The organism is Bacillota bacterium (assembly GCA_009711825.1).
In the GTDB taxonomy this organism is placed as follows: domain Bacteria; phylum Bacillota; class Proteinivoracia; order UBA4975; family VEMY01; genus VEMY01.
This window is the reverse complement of record VEMY01000008.1, coordinates 24,665-49,510: the sequence shown is the minus strand read 5'-3', so window position 1 is coordinate 49,510 and position 24,846 is coordinate 24,665. Positions and strand designations below refer to the sequence as shown.

The window sequence follows — 24,846 nt, the reverse complement described above, 5'->3', positions numbered from 1 at the left end:
CTATTTTGGCTTCTGACTGTGGTAATATAACATCAGGAGGGGATTTTTATGGAACCAACGCGCGTGCTCTGGATCCTCTGCCTCGCTGGTGTTCTTTTACTTCTACCGGCCTTAAAAGGGCGTTCAGCGGGCCAGAAGAGTTTTATTGTTTTCTTACAGGGGCTTTTGTACGGTGGTTTTGTCTATGGTCTTCTGGCCTCCTCCCGGGCGGAAGGGGCCTTTGAAGCAGGTCTGTTGATGCCGCTGTTAGTTGTTAACGTTATATTATTGGCTGGCGCCGCTCTGTGGGTGGTGGCTGGTTTGGCCCGGCGTAAACTGCAGTCACTGGCTGTGTTTTTGCTGGTGGTGACCCTTGCCTGCTCTGTGCTAAGTGTTGAAATGGTAGAGCAGGCCGGCATTGATTGGAAGGCCTGGATACCCGACGCTGTATGGGAGTTTTTCGAAGGGGAACCGGCTTCCGGTGAGCTGAGCGTCCATTTTATCGATGTGGGCCAGGGCGATGCGATTCTGATTAAAGCCCCTGAGGCGAATGTCCTTATTGACGGTGGCACCCGGGGAGCGGGGGCCGATGTGGTCAATTATCTGCGCCGCCAGGGTGTGTCGCGTCTGGATATCGTGATTGGCACCCATCCCCATGAGGATCATATCGGTGGTTTGCTCACCGTCTTTGATGAGTTGACTGTCGATGAAGTATGGGATCCCGGCGTGCCCCATACCAGTCAGACTTATGAGAACTATCTGGATGCAATCATAGCGAATGACATAAATTTTGTTGAGGCAAGGGCGGGAATGGCGCCGGTTGGACTTGGTGGAGGCGCGTCTCTCACAGTGTTGCACCCCGCTGAGCCGTCCCGGTCGAATTTGAATGAGGCCTCGATTGTTGTGCGACTATCCTTTGGCAGTGACAGCTTTATGTTCACCGGAGATGCCGAGCTGGGCTCGGAGCGGGAAATCCTCGGCGCCGGTTATCCGGTGCGCAGCGCCGTGCTTAAAGCTGGCCACCACGGCAGCAGCACGTCCACTGGCCCGGATTTCTTTCAGGTTGTGCGCCCCAGATATGTTGTTATCTCATGTGGGACCGGCAACCAGTACGGCCATCCCCATCGCGAAACTCTTGAGATGTTGCGGGGGGCAGATGTGGAAGTGTTTCGCACCGACTTGCACGGCACAGTGGTGATGCACAGTGATGGAGAGGGTCTTAGCATCAGCACCGAATACAGCGCCAGTGAACAGGAAATCTTTACAGCGCCCAATCAGTAGGAGGTTGCCATGAAACTATATACTGTAGACTCCATAACCCAGGGCCTGGCCCGGCTGCTGCTGCGGGAAGCTGAGCAAGTTCAGCACGTGGTGCCTGTAGCTGATTTGCCAAAAGGCACTGGAGAGGGAGATATAATTGAAGCGGAGATTGTGGACGGCCAAATAGTGCGGGCACTCTCAAAGCCTGACGAGACTTTGGCCCAGAAGCAAAAGATTCAGGCCAAGCTGGATAAATTAAAACGTAAAGGAAAAGACCGCGCTGATTGAAGCGCGGTCTCCTTAATCTTGGGCTGAGGTCAGGGGAACTGTAACCAGGTTCTCCACACTGCCGTCCTTGGCGCTCTCAGTGAACACTTCCAGTGCCAGTTCCGTTACCTCAGTTTCCGGCACTTCTACAGTAAACTCAAAGGGATACCAATCGCCCATGCCTGCGATGTCCATTCCTTCTACCAGGACGTTCCCGTCAACTGTCAGCAGGCGCCAGAGCAAGCTGCCTTCAAAGACATTGGCTACGCCGGAAACAGTGAATTCATTGCCGATAGTGGTTACCGGCGCCGGTTCAAAGAGTTTGACCCACCGAGACTCGGCGACAATTGGCGGTAAGTTGTCTATGCCAATCAGATGGGGCACATGGGTATCAATGCCGGTTGCCGCAAACTGCACCGGCAGCATGCGCTCGCTGATCCAGCCGCTGTCCCGAGGCCAGGTTATCTGGTCTGTCACCTGGGATCCAGGCTCCGGTTCGGTGAAATGCACCGTAATTGTTACAGCGCTGTCCCCCACTGTGACATCAGTTATCTCCGCGTTATAGCCACCACTGGGCTGTTCGCCGTAACTGACAAGGATATAACGGCGGTCTTCATAGAATACGTCCATACCAACGAACATTGTGCGGATATTTTCCAGCTGCTCCCGGACCGGTTCCGGCAACTCCTCGGCCTCCATCCGGGTAAAGCCCTGCTCCGGAAGCAGATTATCGTCTGCGTTGTCGGAGAACGGCCAGAGGGCGCACCCGGTCAATAGTAGGAGCAAAAGTATAACTGAGGTTTGTCGCATGTATGCACCGCCTTTCCTGGTATATTATATATTCTGCCGTCTGCGTGCGACATGTATCCGTGGGCAGGCTAATAAACGATTGTGACCGGCCCTGTATTCACACATTGTCCGGTCATTTGTTATAATGGAAGCATCTACTCGGGCGGGGAGGAAAATATAATGAAACTACCTTATCTGGCAATCAAACGTCCCGTGGCTACCCTGACCCTGATTTGTCTGTGTGTGGTTATTGGCGTCGTTTCACTCCTTTTTACACCCTTGGATCTACTACCGGATATTCAGCCGCCAGTGTTGGCGGTGATCACGGTCTTTCCCGGCAGTTCACCCCAGGAGACGTTAAATATGGTCACCGAACCGGTGGAGGATCGTCTGTCGGTGGTTGGGGGGCTGACCAAGCTCAGCTCAATATCCCAGGAGAGTGTGTCTCTGGCGATTCTCCAATTTCAATGGGGCGCCGATATGAAGGCGGCCCGGGAAGAGGTGGAGATGAACCTGGGCTTGTTGACTTTGCCCGATGGGGTGGAACAGCCATTTGTCCTTGAATTTGACCCGACTCTACTGCCTGTGATGGAGCTTTCTGCCACCGGTAATGTCAGCAATGCCGAGCTTACCCAATGGTTGAGCCAGCAGGTGCGACCGCGCCTGGAAAGCATACCAGGAGTGGCGACCGTGGATTTCCAGGGGCAGGTGGAGGAGGATTATTTTGTGCGGCTGTCCCCAGCTGCCATGAAGGAATACGGGATTTCCTTTGACCAGGTAACTGGCATACTTGGCGGCAGCCTCCATGACTTGCCTGCGGGGATTGTTGAGCTGGAAGACCGGCAATTGCGGCTGCGGTTTTTGGGCCATTCCCACGAGCAACATGCCCTGGCAGACATGATTGTCGGCTTCGATGTCGATTATTCCGCCCTGGAGCAACAGTTGCAGGGAGAGTTCAACGTGGACTTGAACCGGGCTCTGGCAGAGGCCTTGCCCGCCGAGCGAGATTTGGAGATTCCAACACAGACAATTTATCTCCGGGATGTAATTGAAGAGTTGGACCGGGATGAATTGAACGAGATTGTGAACATAATTCTCAACCCTGATTTTCTTGAGGACTACGGCCTCACTCCGGAAGATATCGATGACCTGATTGACGATCAGCTTCCCAACGAAGAAGACGAGGAAGCTGAAAACGATGATGAGAACGCCGATGATGATGACCCGGAATACTGGGTGCCTGTGCCGGAAGACATCGACTGGGAGCAGCTATTGGCTTTGCCGGTGGCGGAAGTACCGGATTTCGACCGCTGGTATACCCGGATGCAGCAGGAGCTGACACGGGAACTTGATCAGGCCTCCCGGGAGTTGGAAGCTGCCCTGGTGGAGATGGCGATGGCAATGATAGTCTCCTCCCAAAGCGGCCAGATTCCCGGCCTCGACGACGATTTCCCCTTGACGCCAATCCGGCTCAGCAGCATCGCCGAAATCAAAAAGGATGTCCATGCCACCCAGACAATATCCCGGCTTAACGGCACTCCCAGCATCGGGCTCAGCGTGCAAAAAGAGGGGTCTGCCAACACGGTCGCTGTCGCCCGTCAGGTGCGGGCAGAACTGGATCGGATATCCGAGGAGTTCTCGGTGGGCGGCACTACTTTCAGTTTCTATTATGTATACGACCAGGCCGCGGATATTGAGGACGCGCTCCGGGACCTGGTTCAATCGCTCTTGGGAGGAGCTGTGTTGGCCGTTCTTGTCCTCATACTCTTCCTCAAGGATTTTCGAACCACGCTCTTCATCGGCGCCGCCATCCCGATTTCGCTGCTGTTTACTTTCACACTGCTTTATTTTGCCAAGCTGACAGTTAATATCATGACCATGGGCGCCATGGCCCTGGCGGCAGGACTTTTGGTGGACAACGCGATTGTCGTCAGCGAGAATATCTATCGCCATTTACAGATGGGCAAATCTGCTGCCCAGGCCGCCCTCACCGGAACCCGGGAGGTGGCAGGGGCAATCCTTGCCTCCACCCTGACCACTGTGAGTGTGTTTTTCCCGGTGGTGTTTGTCAGCGGTTTGGCCGGTGAGTTATTCCAGGAATTTGCCTTGACCGTCAGCTTTGCCCTAGCCGCCTCACTATTGGTTTCGTTTACGTTAATTCCCCTGATGGCCTCGAGATTTTTGGGCAAGAGCAGGCAAATGCCCCGCTTGGCGCCGCCCCGGATATATAGTCAGGCCCTTGCGCTGGTGCTAAGGCGGCCCTGGGCGACATTAGCAGCGGTCTTGGTGTTTCTAATTGTCGGCGGTGTTGGGTTTACTTTTATGGGTATGGATTTGTTTCCCGCTCCTCCGGAACCGTCCTTCACCATCGACATGCGTTTGCCACCAGGAACTAGTCTACGCATCACCAATGAATACCTGGAGTCGGTAGAAAATTTGATTGGCCAGCGGCCGGAGGTTGATTTTTACGATGCCCGAGCCGGCGCCCCCCAGTTTTTGGGGCTTGCCGTGCAAAGCGGTGTTTCCAACGAGGCGCGGATGCGGGTAGTGGTTGCTGAAGATCATGTGGAGGATATCGAAAGTCTGATTGATGAATTACGCCTCGAGGTGGAGGCGCTGAACCCGGAAGCAGCGGTGACCTTCAATCGTGACTCGTTGCTGGAAACAGCCGGGTTGGAATCCCGGCTGGAGCTGGTAATCCAGGGCGAAGACGCGGAAATAATCGACCACCTGACCGATGAGGCGATGGCAGTGCTGGCGGAACTGGACTTCCTGTCAGATATCCAGTCTAACCGGGATGAAGTGCGTCCGGAGATGCATGTCGAAGTTAATCATCCCCTGGCCCTGCAAAAGGGTATCAGCATCTACCAGGTTGCCAACACGCTGCGCATGGCCATGGAAGGGATCCCCGTGGCCCGGGTTGAAGATGGAGACGGTCTCTATCAATTGATGTTGAGCTATAACCGGGATGAGCTTAGTTCCGTTGAGGACTTTCACACCCTTCCCATTCATAGCGCCGCCGGCGGGTGGCTTGAATTGGGCGAGGTTGCCCAGTTCTCCGAGGCATGGGGTCCCGCTACTTTACCCCGGGAGGACCGGCAGATGGTGGGTCAGATTTCTGCTCACTACTCCGGTATTGACCTGGGCGCTGCCACTGATGCGGCCCTGGAGGCCCTGGATTCCCTCGTGCTGCCGCCTGGATACAGCATTAAGTCCGCCGGTGCTTTTGATATGATGGATGATGCCTTTTCCGAGCTGGAGACGATTTTAATTGTTTCCGCGATTCTTGTATACCTGGTGATGGCAGCTCAATTTGAGTCTTTCCTCAATCCATTTATCATTATCTGCAGCATTCCCCTGGCTCTGGCCGGATCAATTCTGGCGCTATTGATTACCGGCAACACCCTCAGCATCCCTGCCCTGATTGGCGCCGTGGTTCTGACCGGCATCTTGGTCAATGACGGGATTATTATGGTGGATCTGATAAACCAGAAGCGGTTGGCCGGCAGCCCCTTGCTCGAAGCTGTGACCGAAGGCGCCACTTCCCGGCTGCGTCCAATCATGATGACCACCATAACCACTGTGCTGGGCCTGTTTCCCCTGGCATTGGGGCTGGGTTCCGGCAGCCAGCTGCAGGCGCCAATGGCGATTACAATTATTGGCGGCCAGCTGGTGGGAACATTGCTTTTGCTTTTGGTCATTCCGCTTCTTTATTCTCTGCTCAGCCGGTTGAGTAAAGGGACATGGCAGAAACCGGTTTTAGTGGATGAAGACTAGTTTACCGAAGAAGTCCGGGTTTCCGGACTTTTTTGATTCTCGGGAAGGATTTTTTTAGGTTAGTGTAGTAATATGTTATAATGAAAAGGAACACAAGGGGGCGAACGAATTAGATGACAGTGAAGATTCTCACCGACAGCGGTTGCGATTTACCGGCAGAAGTTTTGCAGACTTACGATATCGAAGTGATTCCATTACTTGTGCTTCTCGACGGCAAAGAATACGTGGATGGCCAGGATATCAGTCCTGACGATGTTTATGCAGCGATGCGGGCAGGGAAATTGCCCCGAACCGGGCAGACAACCCAGGCGATTTTTGAGGAAGTGTTTACCCGCTATGCAAAGGCGGGCAGGAAATGCATATACATTGGCTTTTCTTCTAAGATGTCCGGCACTTGTCAGACGGGAATGCTAACCGCAAGGGCAGTGAAGGAGCGCTTTCCTGATTTTCAGATTGAGGTGATTGACAGTGGCTGCGGTTCCCTGGGGCAGGGGCTGGTGGTGCAAAAAGCGGCTGAGATGGCCCGGGCTGGCAGTGATATGACAACGATTACCGCTGCCGTAAAGCACTGGGGGCGTCATACCGAACATCTATTCACAGTGGACGATTTGGAATACCTGTTCCGGGGTGGCCGGGTGAGCCGGACCAGCGCTTTCATCGGCAGTCTGCTGAGTATCAAACCAATTTTACATGTTAAGGAAGGCTTAATGCTACCCTTAGAAAAGGTGCGGGGCAAGAATAAGGCCATCCGCCGTTTACTTACCTTGATGCAGGAACGTTGTGCCAAGGTTGAACAAACCATCGCCATCAGCCATGCCGACGATCCCGAGGCGGCTTCACGACTGCAGCAGCTGATTGAAGAGACTTTGGGCTACAAGGATTTTATCGTGAACAAGGTGGGCAGCGTTCTCGGCTGTCATATTGGCATCGGTGGCGTGGCAGTGTTTTTCCTCAATCATGCGGCAGTTGACCAGAAAATCTAAGCGCTAATGAGGCCGTAAGGCCTCTTTTTATTGACTTTCAGTTGTTTAGCGTGAATTTGCGGGTTGCGATGGTCGTTTTGGCCGTGTAAAATAGCGATAAGCGAGGTGGCGGCATGGAGAAAAAGCAGATTGCTCTGATTGCCCATGATAAATGCAAGGAGGAGATGGTGGAATGGTGCCGGGAGCATTATGATTTGCTTAGCGCGCACTCTCTTTTTGCCACCGGAACCACCGGCAACAAAGTGAGCAAAGAGACTGGATTGGCGGTAACTGCCCTGAAGAGCGGCCCCCTAGGCGGTGATTTACAGATTGGCGCCCGAATTGTGGATGGGGCTATCGACATGCTGGTGTTCTTTTGGGATCCGCTGACCGCTCAGCCACATGACCCCGATGTTAAGGCCCTGCTTCGGGTGGCGACCCTTAAGAATATACCAGTTGCCACCAACCGTGCCAGCGCCGATTACCTCATGCTGGCCTTGCAATCGTCCAGAAACGGCAACTAATAGTTTTTCATTAAACTGTAATCAGGATTCGAACGGTGAAATAATGTTTAATAATTAAACAACCCTTACAGTTGACTTACAACTGGACTAGCCGAGTCAATACATTGCTATACTTCAATATGGACCCACATTAAAGTAACCGGGAGATGGAGAATATGGATCTTATCATTGTCATTGCTATCTTTGCCCTGGCATTACACCGGGAGTTGGGGGAACTGAGAACCCTTTCTTTGCGGAGCAATAACGACCGTATGGCCCTGAAGATCGCCGTGGGGCTGATGATGCTCTGTTTGGTAATTGGCGGAATTGACCGATTCCAGCAGTGGTTTGAATATACTTTTCAAACCCATGTGTTTTTCATTAATGGCTGGTTAAACTCGATTCCCTACAATGATCTTTCAATCTACTTCAATTACCCCAGCGAGGTTTTGGTGGACACCTTCCGGGCCATCTATAATTACGGCTTCTATGTTCCCTTTTTCGGCCTTTTGATTCGGGCGGTCGCCAAACGGGATTTCCGGGCCCTCTCACTGCTTGCCTTTGGCACATTTGCGTTTCACTATCTGGTGCATTTTCCCTTCTATACACTGACCCAGGGTCATCAGGTCTGGATGGTCAAAGGAGAATTTCCGCCTTTATTCCGCACTATTTCACCCCTAAACCATGTTTTCCCCAGCATGCATACATCGATTTCAGTGACCTATCTGCTTTTGGCCTGGAAACAGCCCAATAAACTGATACGGGTGCTGTACAGCATCTTCTGCCCTTTGGTCATTTTTGCAACTTTTTATTTGCGAATCCACTGGACAATCGACGCTATTGCCGGCGCAGCAGTTGGCATTGCTGCCGTTAAGTTTGCCCAATATGCCACCCGCAAACAGTGGCTGCCAGCGGTAATCAATTTTCTCCGGGGTTTGTGGGGAACCGAAAAACAGAGAGAGCCCGTCAGTTTGCAATCGTAGAGTATGCCCGGCCTTTTGGCCGGGTTTTTATTTGCATATAGGTAAAAAAATATGCTTTATGGTAAGATTAACTAGGCTAAGTCGTCTTTGTCAGGGTTTCACTGTAAACAACGTTTTACCGTAGCTTTACAGAGGTTTTACATTTTTTTGTTATGCTGAGCTTAAGTTCGATAAAGGAGGACTTGCATTGACCAAAAAGATATTGATTGTAGAAGATGATCAGCCAATTATTGAGTTGTTGGAGTTCAATATCGTCAAAGCTGGTTATGACGTCACAGTAGCTGTTGACGGTCGTGAGGCCATGGAAAAATTGGCTGAATCCAAGTTCGATTTGGTTATTCTAGACCTGATGCTACCGGAAGTAGATGGTTTAGAAGTTTGCAAGTTCATTCGTCAACGCTATAATTACACTGTTTACATAATTATGCTTACCGCACGCAGTGAAGAAATTGATCGAATTGTCGGCCTGGAAGTTGGCGCCGATGACTACATTACCAAGCCTTTCAGTCCCCGCGAACTGGTTTCTCGCATCAAAGCCACCTTCCGCCGTGATCAGTATGTTACCACAGACGCTGCTCTCGTAGTACGAGGGGATTTGCGCATAAATAAAGAGCAATATACTGTGAATTTCATGGGACATTCTCTAGAACTGACCCCCAAGCAGTTTGGTCTGCTGCTTTATTTGGCTGAAAATCCCGGCAAGGTGTGCTCCCGGGATGAATTGCTAACGGCGGTTTGGGGCTATGATTTTTTTGGTGACAGCCGGACAGTAGATGTTCACATTAGCCAACTCCGCCATATTTTTGCCGCTGTTGCCGGCGAGGGAGCTGTGCCGATTCAAACTTTGCGGGGGATTGGATACAGGCTTCGAGGTGACCAGTAGTGGCTTCCAGTATCCGTCGAAAAATTACGGTAAGCTATATATTGCTTTTTGTGTTTCTGTTCGGGCTGCTGGGCGCATTGTTGTCCGGGTATTTCTTTCGCGTCTACCAGACAAATCTGGAACAGACGCTGCTTAATGAAGCGCAGTTGATGGCCAGAATAAGTAGCTCACTCATATGGGAAGGTTTAACGGACTTTTCCTCTGAGGTGTCGGAGACTCTGGAACTACGTGTCACAGTGATTGACTCAGAGGGAAATCCTGTTGCTGAAACCTATAAGCCGGTTGATGAGTTGGAGAACCATCTCTCTCGGCCAGAGATGCAGCGTGCGCTGGCGGGAGAGGCGGCTACATCAACCCGTTACAGCAGTACACTTGCAAGTGAGGTGTTGTACGCTGCAGCTCCAATCTATAACGCCGGGAATGAAATTGTCGGTGTTTTTCGCCTAGCCACCCCTCTGACAACTATCAAGAACACCCTAAGTGCAATTCGGAATGGATTGCTTGGCGCCATAGTCGTCGGCGGCCTTTTGTTCTGGTTAGTGGGCAGTTTGCTTGCCGGAAGAATTACCAGCTCCCTCGCCCGGTTACGCCAGAAGGCGCGGGAAATTGGCAAGGGTGTTTTCTCTGACCAAAAAACAGTTATCTCCGGTGATGAAGTGGCGGAACTGGATTTGGTGTTTAATGAAATGAGCATAAATATCCAGAAGATGATTACAGCTGCCAACCGGGAAAGAACTCGGTTAGAGGAGATTATAACGAATTTGCCGGTGGGGATTATTGTTCTTAATCAGCAAGGGGTTGTGTTGGCAGTCAATGTTATTGCCCAAAACATGCTCGACACCGGACTCGGCGGGGTTAATAAACCATTTTTCCAGTTGACCAGGGAAAGTCAGATTAATCAGTTTGTCAATCAGGTATTGGGTGGCGAGCGTCCACAGCAAACTGAACTTATCTTGGAACGCCCCCAGGGAGGCAAGCTTTTCATCAGACTGCACGGCGCTGGTGTGATTAGGGATTCCCAGGGGAAAAACGAGGAAGTTGTAATTGTTTTGCAGGATATTACAGATCTACGGCGCCTGGAACAGCAACGTCGGGATTTAGTTGCCAATGTATCACATGAATTGAGAACTCCTCTGACTGCTATCCAGGGATTTGCCGAAACTTTACTGGAATCGGATGATGATTTGGCCAGAAACACCCGGTTTCTGGAGATTATCCGAGATGAGTCAGTTCGTTTGAGCCGCTTAATTAACGATTTACTGAATCTTTCCCGTCTTGAGTCTGGGCATAGACGCAAGTCTGGAGAGGTGGAGATTAAATCTGTCGCCGATTCAGTTGTCAATCTTCTTAGCAGCCAGGCAGATGCGAGAAATCAGACACTGCAAGTGGCGGTGAGGTCGGGAATTTTTGTTGCTTTGGATGCGGACTATCTTGAGCAAATAATTATGAATTATCTGGAGAACGCAATTAAGTATACGCCAGAAAACACGGTTATTAAAATCGAAGCAGATGTATTGGACAATAATTTTGTCCGGGTGGCCGTGATTGACTCGGGTCCGGGAATTCCTCCTGAAGAGCAGCACCGGCTCTTTGAACGTTTTTTCCGGGTGGAAAAGTCCCGGCAACGTCAAAGTGGTGGAACCGGCCTCGGTTTGGCGATTGTCAAGCATATTGTCGACGGTGTTGGCGGTCAGGTCGGCGTGATAAGCAATCAAATAACAGGCACCAGCTTTTGGGCAACTTTGCCCTTAGCAAAAAAACATTCTTAAACCAGCGTTTGCTGGTTTTTACTTTTTCTTAAAATAGCGATTAATCTCTGCTAACAGACAAGAGCTATCCTGTAGTTAATCACTAACAAAAGGAGGATATGCATGGGTAAGAAAATCGTAATTTTGATGGTTGCTGTGGTTGTGGTAGTTTTATCCGGTTGTGGTAACAACAATGGGGATGGCTATTTAGAAATCAAGGGCTCTGATACCATGGTCAACCTTGGTCAGCAATGGGCTGACACGTACATGGATGCTAATTCCGAAGTGTCATTGGCGGTAACCGGTGGTGGTTCAGGTACAGGCATTGCAGGACTGCTAAATGATAATTTGGACATTGCCCAATCTTCCCGGAAGATAACCCAAGAGGAACTGGACGCGGCGGCCCAAAAAAACCTTGATGTGTACGAGTTCGTCGTCGGACAAGATGCCATTTCAGTGATTGTCAACGACGCTAATCCAGTTGCAGAGTTGACAATGGACGAATTGAAGCAGATTTTTACCGGCGAGATAACCCAGTGGGCTCAACTGGGATGGGAAGAAGGCGGGGCAATATCCCTTTATTCTCGACAGAGTAATTCCGGCACCCACGTGTTCTTCTGGGAAACTGTCTTGAACCAGGCCGACTGGGCCACGAACACCATGTTTATGCCTGGAACTTCCTCTATCTATGAGGGCGTTGCTGCCGACCGAGACGCTATTGGTTATGTTGGTGTGGCGTACGTAAACCACGGTGTGCACGCTGTTAATGTAGGTCTTGATAAAACCGGTCCTTTTATTGACCCAACAATTCGGGCAAATGTGGATAGTGGAAAGTATCCAATTGCCAGGCCACTGTACTTCTATGTCAATGGAAAGCCGGAAGGGGCAGTGCTCGACTATTTGCAATGGGTTTTGTCTGCAGAAGGAATAGATGTCCTAGAAACAGTAGGCTTCTATAGAAATTCACCTGAGTATGAGCAGGCAAACGCAAACCTGTTTCAGGCGCTTGATCTTAAATAACATGTGAGCTTACAAAGGAGACCGCTGGCTGGAATGCCTGCGGTCTCCTTGCCTTTTCCAGCTTTACATTATCTTTACATTCTGTTTAAGCACAGCTAACAGGCCTTGGCTATAGTGAAGATGTACCTACGTTAAAGGAGATGAGGCGGGTGAATGAACAGAGTATTTTGCCAGAGGGCGCCGGACATGTTCAAAGAAGAAAACGTCAAAAGTGGCGGGAAAACGCAATTTCCGCTCTATTGACATTGAATGGTTTGCTGGCAGTTATTGTAGTTGCCCTGATTTTTGGATATTTACTCCGTCAAGGTTATCCAGCTTTGCGGGAACTTGGTATTGTTGAGTTTCTTACTGGCAGTCGTTGGATGCCTTACTCACCTAACCCGGGCTATGGTGCGTTGCCAATGATTCTCGGTTCGCTATTTGTCTCGTTGGCGGCTCTGGTGCTGGCTGTTCCCTGGGGTATTGCTACTGCGCTTTATTTGGCAGAAGTGGCGTCACCAAAGGTCAGGGAAATTGTTAAGCCGGTTTTGGAGATTATCGCCAGTGTGCCCTCGGTGGTCATTGGCTTTCTAGCTCTGGTGGTTGTGGCGCCGCTGGTTGCCCGAACCTTCGGTCTCTCCAACGGCCTGACTGGCCTCACTGGAGCGATAATGTTAGGAATAATGGCGTTACCTACGATTGTAAGTATCTCCGAGGATGCCCTAAAGGCCGTGGCCAACGATTATCGTCAGGCGGCACTGGCCTTGGGGGCAAGCCCCTGGCAAACCATGATCAGGGTTACCCTTCCGGCAGCCCGGTCAGGAATCATTGCAGCTGTTATGCTTGGTTTCGGACGGGCAATTGGTGAGACAATGACAGTTTTGATGGCAACTGGAAATGCGCTAGCTGTTCCTTTGAAGTCAATCTGGGGCATCCAGTTGCCGGACTATCTCACATCAGTCCGAACGTTGACGGCAACAATCGCCATCGAGGGGCTGGAAGTGGCTTGGGGCAGCTTGCATTATCATTCATTGTTTGTGCTTGGCGCTTTGTTATTCCTGATTACTTTCAGTGTCAATTTGCTAGCTGATTTGTTTCTTAACAGAAGCGTGATCGGGAGGGAATAGAATGAGGACTAAACTTAACAAACACTCTTTTAGTGAAACAGCCGGGTTTATGTTTTTAAGGCTAGCCTCTCTTGGTGCAGTACTAGTTTTGGTTTATCTGGTCGGGACAATTATCTTCAGGGGCATCGGATCAATAAGTCTGGAGTTTTTGTCCCAGGTTCCCCGGGCAGGGATGACTGCTGGCGGCATTAAACCGGCGATTATAGGCACAATCTATGTCTCGCTGCTTACTTTAGTGATTTCTGTCCCCCTGGGGGTAGGGTCGGCAATTTACCTCAATGAATGTTCCAGACAGGGGAAGCTGAACAGGATAATCCGACTCAGCATCCGCAATATTGCCGGAATTCCCTCGATCGTATTTGGATTGTTTGGTTTGGGGCTGTTTGTGGCGACTCTGGGGATGGGCCATTCCTTATTAGCCGCGGCCATGACTTTAGCTTTAATGACTTATCCTGTACTTGTAACTACAGCAGAAGAGGCTTTGAAGGCGGTTCCTCAAAGTTTTCGCGATGCAGCCCTTGCCGTTGGTGCAACACGCTGGCAGGCAATTCGTTATCAGGTGCTTCCGGCCGCATTGCCTGGTATTGCCACCGGGGCAATTCTTGGCCTGGGAAGAGCCGCTGGTGAAACAGCGCCAATAATTCTCACCGGCGCAGCGTACTTTTTGCCCCGGCTCCCGCAAAATCTCAGTGATCAGTTTATGGCCTTACCTTACCATCTGTATATTCTTTCCACCCAGCATAACCGGATTGCTGATGTTCGACCACTGGCCTATGGAACAGCGTTGGTTCTATTGAGCCTGGTATTGGTCTTGAATGCAGTTGCAATTGGCATACGCATGTATTACCGCAAGTCAAAACAATGGTGACAAGGGGGATAAAACAATGGAGGAAACTGTTTTTTCAGTGCGAAACGCCAAGATTAAGTATGGCAATCTTGAGGTGCTTAGGGGAATTGACCTGGAGTTTGCAGAACGAGATGTGACTGCAATCATTGGCCCTTCAGGTTGTGGAAAGTCAACATTTCTGAAAGCGCTTAACAGGATGATAGACACAGTGCCTAACGCCAGGGTCAGCGGTGAATTTCTCTATCGGGGCCAGGATATTTATGCCTCGGAGGCCAACGTTGTCAGCTTACGACAACAGGTTGGCATGGTCTTCCAAAAGCCCAATCCTTTTCCCAAATCTATACATGAAAATATTGCTTTTGGTCCGAAAATCCAAGGCTTGAGGGACAAAAAAGAATTGAGCCAGATTGTCGAACGTTCATTACAGGCGACCGCTTTGTGGGATGAAGTGAAAGATAGGTTGCATTCATCGGCTTTTTCGTTGTCTGGCGGGCAGCAACAACGGCTATGTATCGCCCGGGCGCTGGCTGTAAAACCCGATGTGATTCTTATGGATGAACCGTGCTCGGCGCTGGATCCGGTTGCAACGGCTAAGGTGGAGGATCTGATTGGCGAGTTGAAACATCAATATACAATAATAATCGTCACCCATAACATGCAGCAAGCCGCTCGTGTTTCGGGGAAGACTGCCTTTTTTCTCAATGGGCAGGTTGTGGAGTATGGGGACACATCAACTTTATTCACAAACCCCCAACACAAAAAAACCGAAGACTACATCACCGGTCGTTTCGGTTAATCAGGAGGGAATCATAATGAATGCGCGGTCAAGTTTTAGGGATGATCTCAAGCAATTGGTTGAAGAACTAATGTTAATGGGCGGCCTCGTCGAGCAAAGTATCTCGAAGTCCGTAAGATCCTTAAGAGAGCAGAATCTGGAACTGGCCCAGACAGTTATCGATGAAGATCAGAAGATTGATGACATGGAGCTGGCAATAGAGGAACGTTGTTTGACGCTTATAGCCCGTCAGCAACCGCTGGCGGTAGATTTACGAAAAATAGCAACCGTCCTCAAAATAATTACCGACTTGGAGCGGATTGCCGACCATGCGAGCGATATTGCGAAAATAACTCTCCGCATTGGTGATGAGCCTCTAATTAAACCCTTGGTGGATATCCCTCGAATGTCTGGAATGGTCTGCACGATGGTAGCTAATGCTTTGGACTGTTTTATTAACGCGGATGTTGAAATGGCATATGAGGTATGCAAAGATGACGACGAAGTTGATCAGTTGCACAACCAGATTATCCGGGAACTCCTGACTTATATGATGGAGGAGCCACGTAATATCAGACAGGCCACCCAATTGTTATTTGTCAGCAGTTATTTGGAGCGGATTGGGGACCACGCCACAAATTTGGGCGAGTGGCTGATTTACATGGTTACAGGGGAACGCAAAGAGTTAAATGATTAGGATTATAATCGCAGGGCGCCCTTTGCTTAATTAGTTGTTTAGCTGTTTCCTTCCTTGGGTAAAATACCTATTGAACCATAAGAGCAGTTGATGGAGGACTGGCCATGGTCAAATTGGCAGTAAAAAACCTATATAAGATTTTTGGACCCAATCCCCAGCGCGGACTCGATCTGTTAAAAAAGGGATTGGGAAAGGAAGAGATTCTTAAGAAAACTGGGCTGACAGTGGGTATTAATGATGCCAGTTTTGAGGTTGAGCAGGGTGAAGTTTTTGTAATCATGGGACTTTCCGGCAGTGGCAAGTCCACAATGGTGCGTTGCCTCAACCGTCTGATTATGCCAACTGCCGGCGAAATCATCCTGGATGATATTGATATTCTTAAGATGAGCAAAAAGGAATTACTGGAGATGCGCCGCACCAAAATGAGCATGGTGTTTCAGAACTTTGCGCTCCTGCCCAACCGGACGGTGCTGGCAAATGTGGAGTATGGTTTGGAAATTCAGGGTGTGGATAAAAGCACTCGCCAGGAAAAAGCGATGAAATCTCTGGAACTGGTTAGCCTTGCGGGCTATGAAGAGAGCTTTCCCGAACAGCTCAGCGGCGGTATGAAACAGCGTGTGGGCTTGGCCCGGGCATTGGCCAATGATCCGGAAATTCTTCTGATGGATGAAGCCTTCAGCGCCCTTGATCCATTGATTCGCGGCGACATGCAGGATGAATTATTGGAGCTTCAGGATGAAATGAACAAAACTATTATCTTCATTACCCATGATCTGGACGAAGCCTTGAAATTGGGAGATCGTATCATGCTGATGAAGGATGGCCGAGCGGTGCAGATCGGCACCGCCGAGGATATCCTTACCAACCCTGCTGATGAATACGTGCGTCGCTTTGTCCAGGGCGTGAATCGCAGCGAGGTCCTCAGCGCCCGGGACATCATGGTCAAACCCTGGTCTACAGTATCATTTCAGCAGGGGCCGCGGCTTGCCCTCAAAGAAATGAAAAAGTATGGAACAGAATCCCTGTTTGTGCTGGGAGAGCACCGGGCGCTGGCTGGGGTGGTTCTGATTGATGATGTTTCTAAGGCAATTGAAAGGGGCGACAAGAACCTGAGGCAGATTATCAAGCAGGATGTTGTGAACACGGTGGCGCCCAATACAAGCATCTCAGAACTGATTGAACTGACAGTCGGGTCCTCTGTGCCGGTGGCAGTTGTCGATGAGAACAAGCGTCTGCAAGGGGTCATCGTCAAGGGCAGTGTGCTGGAAGCCCTGATCCCGGAAAGGGGTGAGCCAGATGAAGATGAGTAACATATTCTTGCAGACAACTTTTTTGGAGCGATTCCAGGAATACCAGGTTCCCATCGGCGATTGGTTTGCTGCGTTCATCGACTGGTTAACGGATACCTTCAACGCCCAGTTCGATGCCATCCGTTCTGGCATCTCCTGGCTGGTGGAATTGCTGGCTGACGTTTTGGGGTTATTTCCCTTCTGGGCACTGGCGCTTGTAATCGCTGTGCTGGCCTGGCGGCTGGCAGGCAGGGGAGAAGCTATATTTGCGTTTTTGGGAGTGCTGTTGATTGCAAATATCGGTCTCTGGCCGGCGACAGTCAGCACCTTGGCGCTGATTATTACCGCCACCCTGATTGCCTTGTTAATTGGAGTTCCCCTGGGGATTCTGGGCGCCAAATTTGGGCCAGTAAATACTGTGCTGCGACCGCTACTGGATTTGATGCAAACGATGCCGGCCTTTGTCTACCTGATACCGGCGGTGTTCTTCTTTCGAATTGGGGCGGTGCCGGCCGTATTCGCGACGATTATTTTTGCGATGCCGCCGGCGATTCGGCTCACCAGTCTCGGTATCCGTCAGGTTCCCCAGGAACTGATTGAGGCCGGTGAGGCCTTCGGCTCCAACTGGTACCAGCTATTGTTTAAAGTGCAGCTGCCCCAGGCGTTGCCGACAATCATGGCAGGAATCAATCAATGTATTATGCTTTCATTGTCGATGGTTGTCATCGCTTCAATGATTGGCGCCGGCGGCTTAGGGTCGGTGGTGCTGACAGGTATCGATCGTCTCAATGTCGGCATGGGCTTTGAGGGAGGGTTGGCGGTGGTGATTATTGCGATTATCCTGGACCGTTTGACCCAGGGCAAGGGAAGTAGTAAGGGGTACCGCAACTAATTTCAAGGAGGATATTGAGCAATGAACAAGTCGTGGCTTATTGGTTTAATTGTAGTGGGATTGGTGGCACTGGCGATATTTATGTGGCCAAGGGCCGATACTCCGCCCGAGGATAATGGTATCGAGCCACCCCCGGATAACGGCGGTGAACAAGTGGAGCCGGAAGACGTTACCATCGGTTACGTCAACTGGGCCTGCGCCACTGCCACCGGACATCTTGTGCAAACAATCCTGGAAGAAGATATGGAAGATGTTACGGTTGAATTGACAGACCTGGGCGCTGCCCTGATGTGGCAGAGCTTGGCCACCGGGGATTTGGATTTCATTCTCAGCGCCTGGCTTCCGGTTACACACTCGGAATATTACGCGGAGCTGGAAGATGATGTGGTCCGGGTCCGAGAGAATTACCAGGGTGCACAGATTGGTTTGGTGGTTCCCACCTATGTGGAAATTGACTCCATCACTGAGCTCAATGAAAATGCGGAGCAATTTGAGGGGAGGATTGTCGGAATCGATGCCGGCGCCGGGATTATGGGCGCCACCGAAGAGGCGATCGAGGTTTATGAACTGGATTTGACCTTGGTTGATAGTAGTGATGCAGCAATGGCGGCGGAACTACAAACCGCAATCGATAATGAGGAATGGATTGTTGTCACTGGCTGGTCCCCGCATTGGAAGTTTGCTGAGTTTGAGCTCAAGTTCCTGGAGGATCCAGAGAATGTATATGGTGGCGAAGAATCAATTTTTACTATCACCCGGGAAGGGTTTGCTGAGGACAATCCTCGCGTCCAGAGGTTCCTGGAGAACTTTTTCATGACTCCCGAACAACTGGGAAGTTTGATGGGAATGATTGAGGATATCGATGATATCGATGAGGCAGTCCAGCAATGGATTGACGAAAATCGTGAAGTGGTTAATGGATGGCTACCTGAGTAGCGCTAAAGCGGCACAAGCTGTGCCGCTTTTTTATGTACGATTTTTAGTCTAATTCTGACAGTGCCAACATAAGGGTAGAAATATAGCATAATACGCTACGAATCCTGAGTCTACGCTACCTATATGGTTATGAGCATCGCTCAGTTAACTGGATTGGAATATGCTACGGCAGGTCCATTTTGACGGTGCTTGTCTGGACTGTTAAACTTAAGATTGTGTTTCTGGGAAGGAGGCCGGTTGTGAATAAACTAACTGTTAAAAACTTGTACAAAATCTTTGGCCCCAACCCCAAACGGGGCCTTGACTTGTTGGCTAAAGGGCTGACAAAGGATGAAATTCTACATAAGACGGGATTGACTGTCGGTATTGACAACGCCAATTTCAGCGTTAAGCAAGGGGAAGTCTTCGTGATCATGGGCTTGTCCGGCAGCGGCAAATCTACATTGATTCGTTGTTTGAATCGCCTGATTGAACCGACTCGGGGCGAGGTACTGCTGAACGACGAAGAAGATATTTTAAAGATGGATAAAAAGCAGTTGCGGCAAACCCGACGCACCAGCATGAGCATGGTGTTTCAGAATTTCGCCTTGCTACCCAATCGGACTGTGCTGGCGAATACTGAATACGGTTTGGAAATCCAGGGCATTGACAAGGAAGAGCGGCAGCAAAAGGCCCAGGACGCCCTCAGTCTTGTTGGTCTCGAGGGCTATGAGTCTAGCTATCCCGACCAATTGAGCGGTGGCATGAAGCAGCGGGTGGGACTTGCCCGGGCGCTGGCCAATGATCCGGAAATTCTCTTAATGGATGAGGCTTTTAGCGCCTTGGACCCCCTGATTCGAAACGACATGCAGGATGAGCTTTTGGATCTGCAGAGCCAGATGCAGAAGACGATTGTTTTTATCACCCATGATTTGGACGAGGCTCTGAAGCTAGGCGACCGGATTATGCTGATGAAAGACGGTAAGACTGTGCAGATAGGAACCGCCGAGGAGATTCTCACCAACCCGGCAGATGACTATGTAAGACGGTTTGTCCAGGGAGTCAACCGTTCTGAAGTCCTAACTGCCGGGGACATTCTGACTAAGCCTTGGACCACTGTCAACGAGAACCAGGGACCGAGACTTGCCCTCAAGGAAATGAAGAAATATGGTGTCGACTTCTTGTTTGTTACCGGTGAGCGGCGCAAACTTATCGGAGTTGTTCAGATTGATGATGTCTACGCGGCAATTGAGGCCGGCAAAAAAGACCTGACCGATATAATTAAAAATGAGCTCAATACCGTCACTCCAGAGACCAGCATCTCTGAGCTCATCGAATTAACGGTCAATACGTCCATCCCTCTGGCTGTAGTTGACGAGCAGAAGCGTTTGTTGGGAATCATTGTCCGGGGTTCTGTGCTAGAGGCCCTGATTCCTGACAGGGGGGAGGATGAGAATGACAGCTAACATTTTTGCTGCCAGCTTTTTTAGCGATGCGTACGAATGGGTTACGACCCTCCGCTTGCCGGTAGGCGAGTGGGTGAATGTATTTGTCGATTTTCTGATGGATACCTTCGGCAACCAGTTTGCCGCGATTCGCACCGGCATCAGCTGGATGGTGGATTTATTAGAGGCAATTATTGGCTTTGTGCCCTACTGGGGTGTTGCAATCATCATTGCCCTGATTGCCTGGCGCATCGCCGGGCGCGGTGTGGCTATTTTCAGTTTGTTGGGTGTTTTGTTCATTGCCAACATCCAGCTCTGGGATTATGCCGTGATTACCCTGGCTCAGATTATCACTGCGACAGTGATTGCATTGGTAATTGGTGTCCCCACGGGTATTTTGGCCGCCAAATTCAAAACGGTCAACAGCATCGTACGGCCGATTCTCGACTTTATGCAGACGATGCCGGCTTTTGTCTATTTGATCCCGGCTGTGTTCTTTTTCCGGATCGGCTCGGTGCCGGCAGTGTTTGCGACGATTATCTTTGCTATGCCACCGGCAATCCGGCTCACCAGCCTCGGTATCCGTCAGGTGCCCGTGGAGCTGATAGAAGCCGGTGAAGCTTATGGCTCCAACTGGCATCAACTGCTCTTTAAAATTCAACTGCCCCAGGCAATGCCGACAATTATGGCCGGTGTCAACCAGTGTATTATGCTGGCCCTTTCTATGGTAGTTATCGCCTCGATGATTGGTGCCGGCGGTCTTGGCTCGGTTGTCCGGGACGGCATCTCCAGCCTGGATGTGGGCAAGGGATTTGAAGGTGGAATTGCTGTTGTCGTGATTGCAATTATTCTTGACAGGCTGACCCAGGGCTCTGGTAAAAACTAGAGTCCGGGCCTGATATAAATACATTAACTGGAGGTTTGTTATTTGTGAGGTTTTTGAAAGGTTTAGGTGTTTTAGGTTTGGTCTTGATGCTCAGTGTCGCTGCAATCGGCTGCGATACCGGCAGCGAGGAATCAGTAGAAATTGGCTATGTAAACTGGGCCTGCGCTACTGCCAGTAGCTACCTGGCAGCGAATATCATTGAGACTGAACTGGGTATCGAAGCAAATCTGAATGATCTGGATGCTGCTCCGATGTGGCAAAGTGTAGCCACCGGCGATGTTGACTTTATTGTCTGCGCCTGGCTGCCTGGAACCCATGCCGAGTATTTCGGCGAGTTGGAAGACGAAGTTGTCGACTTGGGTCCCAACTACCATGACGCCAGGATTGGTTTGGTAGTACCGACTTATGTGGATATTGACTCTATCGAAGAGTTGAACGATCACGTTGATCAATTTGAAGGTCGTATCGTTGGCATCGATCCAGGCGCCGGCATCATGAGCGCAACCGATACTGCCCTTGATGAATATGGCCTGGACTTTGAACTGGTGGCCAGCGGTGATGCCGCGATGACTGCCGAACTGAGAACTGCGATTCAGAACGAAGAGTGGATTGTCGTCACCGGGTGGACTCCCCACTGGAAATTCGCTGATTTCGACCTGAAATTCCTGGAGGATCCCAAAGGCGTGTATGGCGGTGCTGAAACCATTAACACCATTACCCGCATGGATTTTGCCAGCGACAACCCAGCTGTGCAGAGCTTCCTGGACAATTACTACCTGAGCGCCGAGCAGTTGGGCGACCTGATTGGTATGATGGAAGAATACGATGACAATAACGAAGCGGCCCAGGCCTGGATGGAAGCAAACCGGGACGTAGTGGACGGCTGGCTGGAATAAGGTCTTAACCGGGGTGGAAAGCCACCCCGGTTTTTATATTGCATAATTTGTTTTTGTTTTCTCAGTGAATCTGATATAAAATGTTAAATGAAATGAACTAAAGACAAGGTTTATGTGTCTTACTAATGAAACCGGGGAGTGAAGCCTGTGGACATCCTCCGCGCCGTCGCCAAGGCCAAGCAGGGCGACAAGGAAGCTTTGCTGGATTTAATCATGGCTCGGGAACGGGAGTTCTTTGGACTCAGTTATCTATATATGCGCAATGAACAGGATGCAGCGGATGTAATGCAGGACATGATTGTCATTTTGCTGACCAAAATTCATACTTTGAAAAAAGATTCCGCTTTTTATTCCTGGGCCAAACAGATTCTGGTGCGCTGCTGTCTTAGCCGCTTACGCCAGGGTCAACGGGACGCTGGCGAAGAGCCACCCGAGTCCTCGGTTTACGATCCCGATAGCGCGGAACGCATGGATTTACTCAATGCCGTTCATGCCCTGCCGGAACATCAACGGGATGTGGTACTGCTTTTTTACTATAATGACCGCAGTTTTGAGGAAATTAGCGAGATTCTGGACTGTCCGGTGGGGACTGTGAAATCACGTTTACACCAGGGCCTGAAAAAACTGAAAGGGAGGTTGGGAGATGAGTATCGAAAACAGGCTTAAAGAAGATGCCCGCAAGTACAAAGACATTCAGCCGCCTGCTGACCTGCGAGAAAAATTGTCTCTGGCCCTGGAGAACGCGGCCCCAGTCCGGCCGGTCAAGAGTAAGCAACCATGGAAGCGCTGGCTGGCGCCAGTTGCCGTTGCCGCCCTCCTTGCCCTGACCATCCTGCCCCTGCTTCAAGGTGATCTCAGTGATAACCTTGTAGGGATGCTCAATAACCAAAAACCGGCGGATACTGATTCCGCTGAAGGGGTCACAACCGATGACGCGACCGCGGGAATACCTGATCTTACCCTTGCCGCCGATGATTTGCGCACTGCAAGCAACGGTTATGTCTCAGGAGCATCTTTTTCCGAGACTGTGGCTGAGGTTGAGAGTCAGTTCGAGCGGTTCACGGAGATTCGCTCTGCCGAAGGTCTAGCCGTTTTCGAGGCCCATGCCGGTGATAAACAGTATGTGGTTACGATAGAAGAACGAGATGGCAAAGTTTATATCGCGATTGAATAGCGCAAATTGCAACACCCTCCCTGCAAAAATCCGCAGGGAGGGTGTTTTTTTACGCGTTTTTTCTGTTTCTGGCGATAATTTCGCTTACCCGGTCGGCGCCCAGCTGGCTGACGAAGCTGCCGATCCTGGGGCCGCTGGGTTTGCCAAGGATAATTTGATAGAGCAATTTGAAGAATTCCCGCGGGGGCACCCCGGCCTCTTTGGCTATCGTATAAGTACCGGTCTGGATTGCCTCCGCTTCGGTTTGCTCTGCTATCAGGGCGAGGAACTTATCCACCAGGGCATTTTGATCCGCACTCAGGGTGGGGAAATGGCGCTCCGGCAGGATGAAGTCGGAGTAGAAATTGATTGCCAGCTCCAGCAAACCTTCTACCCGGTCCCACTGGGCATTCAATTCGTCACCGTAGATATCGAGGATAAATTCCTTGAGCACCCGGATTTCCGTGACTCCCACCGCAGAAACGATGTTGATTAAATCCGAGTAGACAATCGGCAGCTTTGGTTTTGAGCCGGCAAAGTAGATATAGGGATATTCGGGACTGTCGGTATCCATTTTCAGAACTTCGTCCATGTACTGGACGACGGTGTCCTGGGAGAGCTTTTTCTGTTGCCGGGGATTTTTGAACATCAGGTAATTTAAGGCCTCATGGGTGCCCCAGCGAGTCCAGTTCTCGACGCTCAGGCCTTGGCCCACCGACTTGGAAATCTTTTTGCCGGTTTCGTCCAAAAACATCTCATAAAACATGTCCACCGGCGGGCGGCCGCCCAGCACCCGGGCGATTTGCTTGGAAAGCTTGGCCGACTCGATCAGGTCCTTGCCGTACATCTCGTAGTTGATGCCAAACACCGCCCAGCGGGCGCCCCAATCGGCCTTCCAGCCAAATTTGCTGCGGCCATCACCGACAAACTGGCTACCATGATGCCCACAACCAACGGCGCCTTTCAATTCCTCAGAGCAGCTGTATTCAACCGTGGCCGTTTCCGCATCGTGGTTCAGGACCTTGGTGGTATTGACCTTGCCGCACTGTTCACACACAGGCATAATTGGAAACCAGCCCTGCCGGTTCTCCTCCCGCAGGGTGGGCAGAATGATGCCCAGGACTTTGTCAATCCGGCGCATGCAGAGCTGCAGCACGTCATTGTATGTTCCCTTTTTATACTCTGCCGCTGCCGAGACAAATTTATAGGGAATGCCGGTGGCATCGAGCATTTCCACCAATTCTTTGTTCATGTGGTCTGAGAAGCTCTTGCAGCAGCCATAGGGGTCGGGAATCGCTGATACCGGCTTGCCCAGATGCTCCTCCAACCAGGGGGCATCAATGTTCACAGGAATCTTGCGCAGCCCGTCCATGTCATCGGAGAAGACCTGGATTACTGTTTTCTTGCCCATATCCTGTAGGGCCATGGCAACAAAGTGGGTGCGCACCACCTCGCCGACAGTGCCCATGTGGGGGTGGCCCGAGGGACCAAACCCGGTCTGAAGCAGATATTTTTTTGCATCAGGAAAGCGCTGAACGATTTTTTCTGCCTCCTGCTTAGGCCATAACTTTGCGCTCATATTTTTATCCTCCTCATCTGAAAGGTCGTTTCCATAATTTATACCAGCAATTATAACATACCCGGGACAAAATATTCCACCGCTGCCCACTCGGGTGCCCACCCGGGGACGGAGGTTTGCTGAGACATATTCGGCAATGCCACTCGGGGACGTAATGAAAAGCCGCATCCGTCTGGGTGCGGCTTTTGCGATTGA

Annotated in this window: 23 protein-coding genes; 21 read left to right on the top strand and 2 right to left on the bottom strand. The window is 50.7% G+C overall.

All coding sequences use genetic code 11. The features are described 5' to 3' along the window. Nucleotides 1-48: 48 nt before the first annotated feature. Nucleotides 49-1,260, top strand: a complete 1,212-nt coding sequence (locus tag FH749_03735) for an MBL fold metallo-hydrolase (protein ID MTI94587.1) — start codon at nucleotides 49-51, stop codon at nucleotides 1,258-1,260. Nucleotides 1,261-1,269: 9 nt separating this feature from the next. Next, nucleotides 1,270-1,527: a DUF3006 domain-containing protein gene (locus tag FH749_03730; protein ID MTI94586.1), complete on the top strand. Its 258-nt coding sequence runs from the start codon at nucleotides 1,270-1,272 to the stop codon at nucleotides 1,525-1,527. A 12-nt stretch (nucleotides 1,528-1,539) separates the two neighbouring features. Here FH749_03730 and FH749_03725 read toward each other — a convergent pair whose 3' ends face one another. Then, the gene (locus tag FH749_03725; protein MTI94585.1) at nucleotides 1,540-2,316 is read right to left on the bottom strand and encodes a protease complex subunit PrcB family protein; all 777 of its coding nucleotides are present in this window, start codon (nucleotides 2,314-2,316) and stop codon (nucleotides 1,540-1,542) included. Nucleotides 2,317-2,475: 159 nt separating this feature from the next. Here FH749_03725 and FH749_03720 point away from each other — a divergent pair, with 159 nt between their 5' ends. From FH749_03720 to FH749_03630, 19 genes are all read left to right on the top strand, one after another. Continuing rightward, the gene (locus FH749_03720) at nucleotides 2,476-6,072 is read left to right on the top strand and encodes an efflux RND transporter permease subunit (GenBank protein MTI94584.1); all 3,597 of its coding nucleotides are present in this window, start codon (nucleotides 2,476-2,478) and stop codon (nucleotides 6,070-6,072) included. Nucleotides 6,073-6,185: 113 nt separating this feature from the next. Next, on the top strand, nucleotides 6,186-7,055 hold the full coding sequence (locus tag FH749_03715; GenBank protein ID MTI94583.1) for a DegV family protein: 870 nt from the start codon (nucleotides 6,186-6,188) through the stop codon (nucleotides 7,053-7,055). Between the two features lie 113 nt (nucleotides 7,056-7,168). Beyond that, on the top strand, nucleotides 7,169-7,558 hold the full coding sequence (locus FH749_03710) for a methylglyoxal synthase (protein ID MTI94582.1): 390 nt from the start codon (nucleotides 7,169-7,171) through the stop codon (nucleotides 7,556-7,558). A gap of 146 nt (nucleotides 7,559-7,704) precedes the next feature. Next, nucleotides 7,705-8,520 (top strand): phosphatase PAP2 family protein, encoded by an 816-nt coding sequence (locus tag FH749_03705; protein MTI94581.1) that lies wholly within the window; start codon nucleotides 7,705-7,707, stop codon nucleotides 8,518-8,520. A gap of 187 nt (nucleotides 8,521-8,707) precedes the next feature. Continuing rightward, entirely contained in the window at nucleotides 8,708-9,403 is a 696-nt protein-coding gene (locus FH749_03700) for a response regulator transcription factor (protein ID MTI94580.1), read from the top strand. Continuing rightward, nucleotides 9,403-11,172, top strand: a complete 1,770-nt coding sequence (locus FH749_03695) for a PAS domain-containing protein (GenBank protein ID MTI94579.1) — start codon at nucleotides 9,403-9,405, stop codon at nucleotides 11,170-11,172. Before FH749_03700 ends, FH749_03695 begins: the two co-directional genes overlap by 1 nt. Nucleotides 11,173-11,274: 102 nt before the next feature. Beyond that, on the top strand, nucleotides 11,275-12,171 hold the full coding sequence (locus FH749_03690) for a PstS family phosphate ABC transporter substrate-binding protein (protein MTI94578.1): 897 nt from the start codon (nucleotides 11,275-11,277) through the stop codon (nucleotides 12,169-12,171). Between the two features lie 140 nt (nucleotides 12,172-12,311). Further along, a complete protein-coding gene (gene pstC / locus FH749_03685; protein ID MTI94577.1) occupies nucleotides 12,312-13,277 on the top strand; it encodes a phosphate ABC transporter permease subunit PstC in 966 nt (321 codons plus the stop codon). Between the two features lies 1 nt (nucleotide 13,278). Continuing rightward, nucleotides 13,279-14,145: a phosphate ABC transporter permease PstA gene (pstA, locus tag FH749_03680; protein ID MTI94576.1), complete on the top strand. Its 867-nt coding sequence runs from the start codon at nucleotides 13,279-13,281 to the stop codon at nucleotides 14,143-14,145. Beyond that, nucleotides 14,093-14,920 (top strand): phosphate ABC transporter ATP-binding protein, encoded by an 828-nt coding sequence (locus FH749_03675; protein MTI94575.1) that lies wholly within the window; start codon nucleotides 14,093-14,095, stop codon nucleotides 14,918-14,920. The genes pstA and FH749_03675 overlap by 53 nt, the downstream gene beginning before the upstream one ends. Nucleotides 14,921-14,936: 16 nt before the next feature. Continuing rightward, nucleotides 14,937-15,596: a phosphate signaling complex protein PhoU gene (phoU, locus tag FH749_03670; GenBank protein MTI94574.1), complete on the top strand. Its 660-nt coding sequence runs from the start codon at nucleotides 14,937-14,939 to the stop codon at nucleotides 15,594-15,596. A 104-nt stretch (nucleotides 15,597-15,700) separates the two neighbouring features. Beyond that, nucleotides 15,701-16,906, top strand: a complete 1,206-nt coding sequence (locus FH749_03665; GenBank protein MTI94573.1) for a glycine betaine/L-proline ABC transporter ATP-binding protein — start codon at nucleotides 15,701-15,703, stop codon at nucleotides 16,904-16,906. Continuing rightward, nucleotides 16,899-17,777, top strand: coding sequence for a proline/glycine betaine ABC transporter permease (locus FH749_03660; protein MTI94572.1), 879 nt, complete (start codon nucleotides 16,899-16,901; stop codon nucleotides 17,775-17,777). The genes FH749_03665 and FH749_03660 overlap by 8 nt, the downstream gene beginning before the upstream one ends. A 21-nt stretch (nucleotides 17,778-17,798) precedes the next feature. Continuing rightward, on the top strand, nucleotides 17,799-18,713 hold the full coding sequence (locus tag FH749_03655; GenBank protein ID MTI94571.1) for a glycine betaine ABC transporter substrate-binding protein: 915 nt from the start codon (nucleotides 17,799-17,801) through the stop codon (nucleotides 18,711-18,713). Between the two features lie 239 nt (nucleotides 18,714-18,952). Beyond that, nucleotides 18,953-20,158, top strand: coding sequence for a glycine betaine/L-proline ABC transporter ATP-binding protein (locus tag FH749_03650; protein ID MTI94570.1), 1,206 nt, complete (start codon nucleotides 18,953-18,955; stop codon nucleotides 20,156-20,158). Next, complete coding sequence (locus FH749_03645) at nucleotides 20,148-21,023, top strand: proline/glycine betaine ABC transporter permease (GenBank protein ID MTI94569.1); 876 nt, start codon at nucleotides 20,148-20,150, stop codon at nucleotides 21,021-21,023. The genes FH749_03650 and FH749_03645 overlap by 11 nt, the downstream gene beginning before the upstream one ends. Before the next feature lie 86 nt (nucleotides 21,024-21,109). Next, complete coding sequence (locus tag FH749_03640; GenBank protein ID MTI94568.1) at nucleotides 21,110-21,919, top strand: glycine betaine ABC transporter substrate-binding protein; 810 nt, start codon at nucleotides 21,110-21,112, stop codon at nucleotides 21,917-21,919. A 147-nt stretch (nucleotides 21,920-22,066) separates the two neighbouring features. Further along, complete coding sequence (locus tag FH749_03635; protein ID MTI94567.1) at nucleotides 22,067-22,585, top strand: RNA polymerase sigma factor; 519 nt, start codon at nucleotides 22,067-22,069, stop codon at nucleotides 22,583-22,585. Beyond that, complete coding sequence (locus FH749_03630) at nucleotides 22,563-23,093, top strand: hypothetical protein (protein MTI94566.1); 531 nt, start codon at nucleotides 22,563-22,565, stop codon at nucleotides 23,091-23,093. The genes FH749_03635 and FH749_03630 overlap by 23 nt, the downstream gene beginning before the upstream one ends. A gap of 49 nt (nucleotides 23,094-23,142) precedes the next feature. On the opposite strand, the gene lysS is transcribed toward FH749_03630, so the two are convergent. Then, the gene (gene lysS / locus FH749_03625) at nucleotides 23,143-24,819 is read right to left on the bottom strand and encodes a lysine--tRNA ligase (GenBank protein ID MTI94565.1); all 1,677 of its coding nucleotides are present in this window, start codon (nucleotides 24,817-24,819) and stop codon (nucleotides 23,143-23,145) included. Between the last annotated feature and the right edge of the window lie 27 nt (nucleotides 24,820-24,846).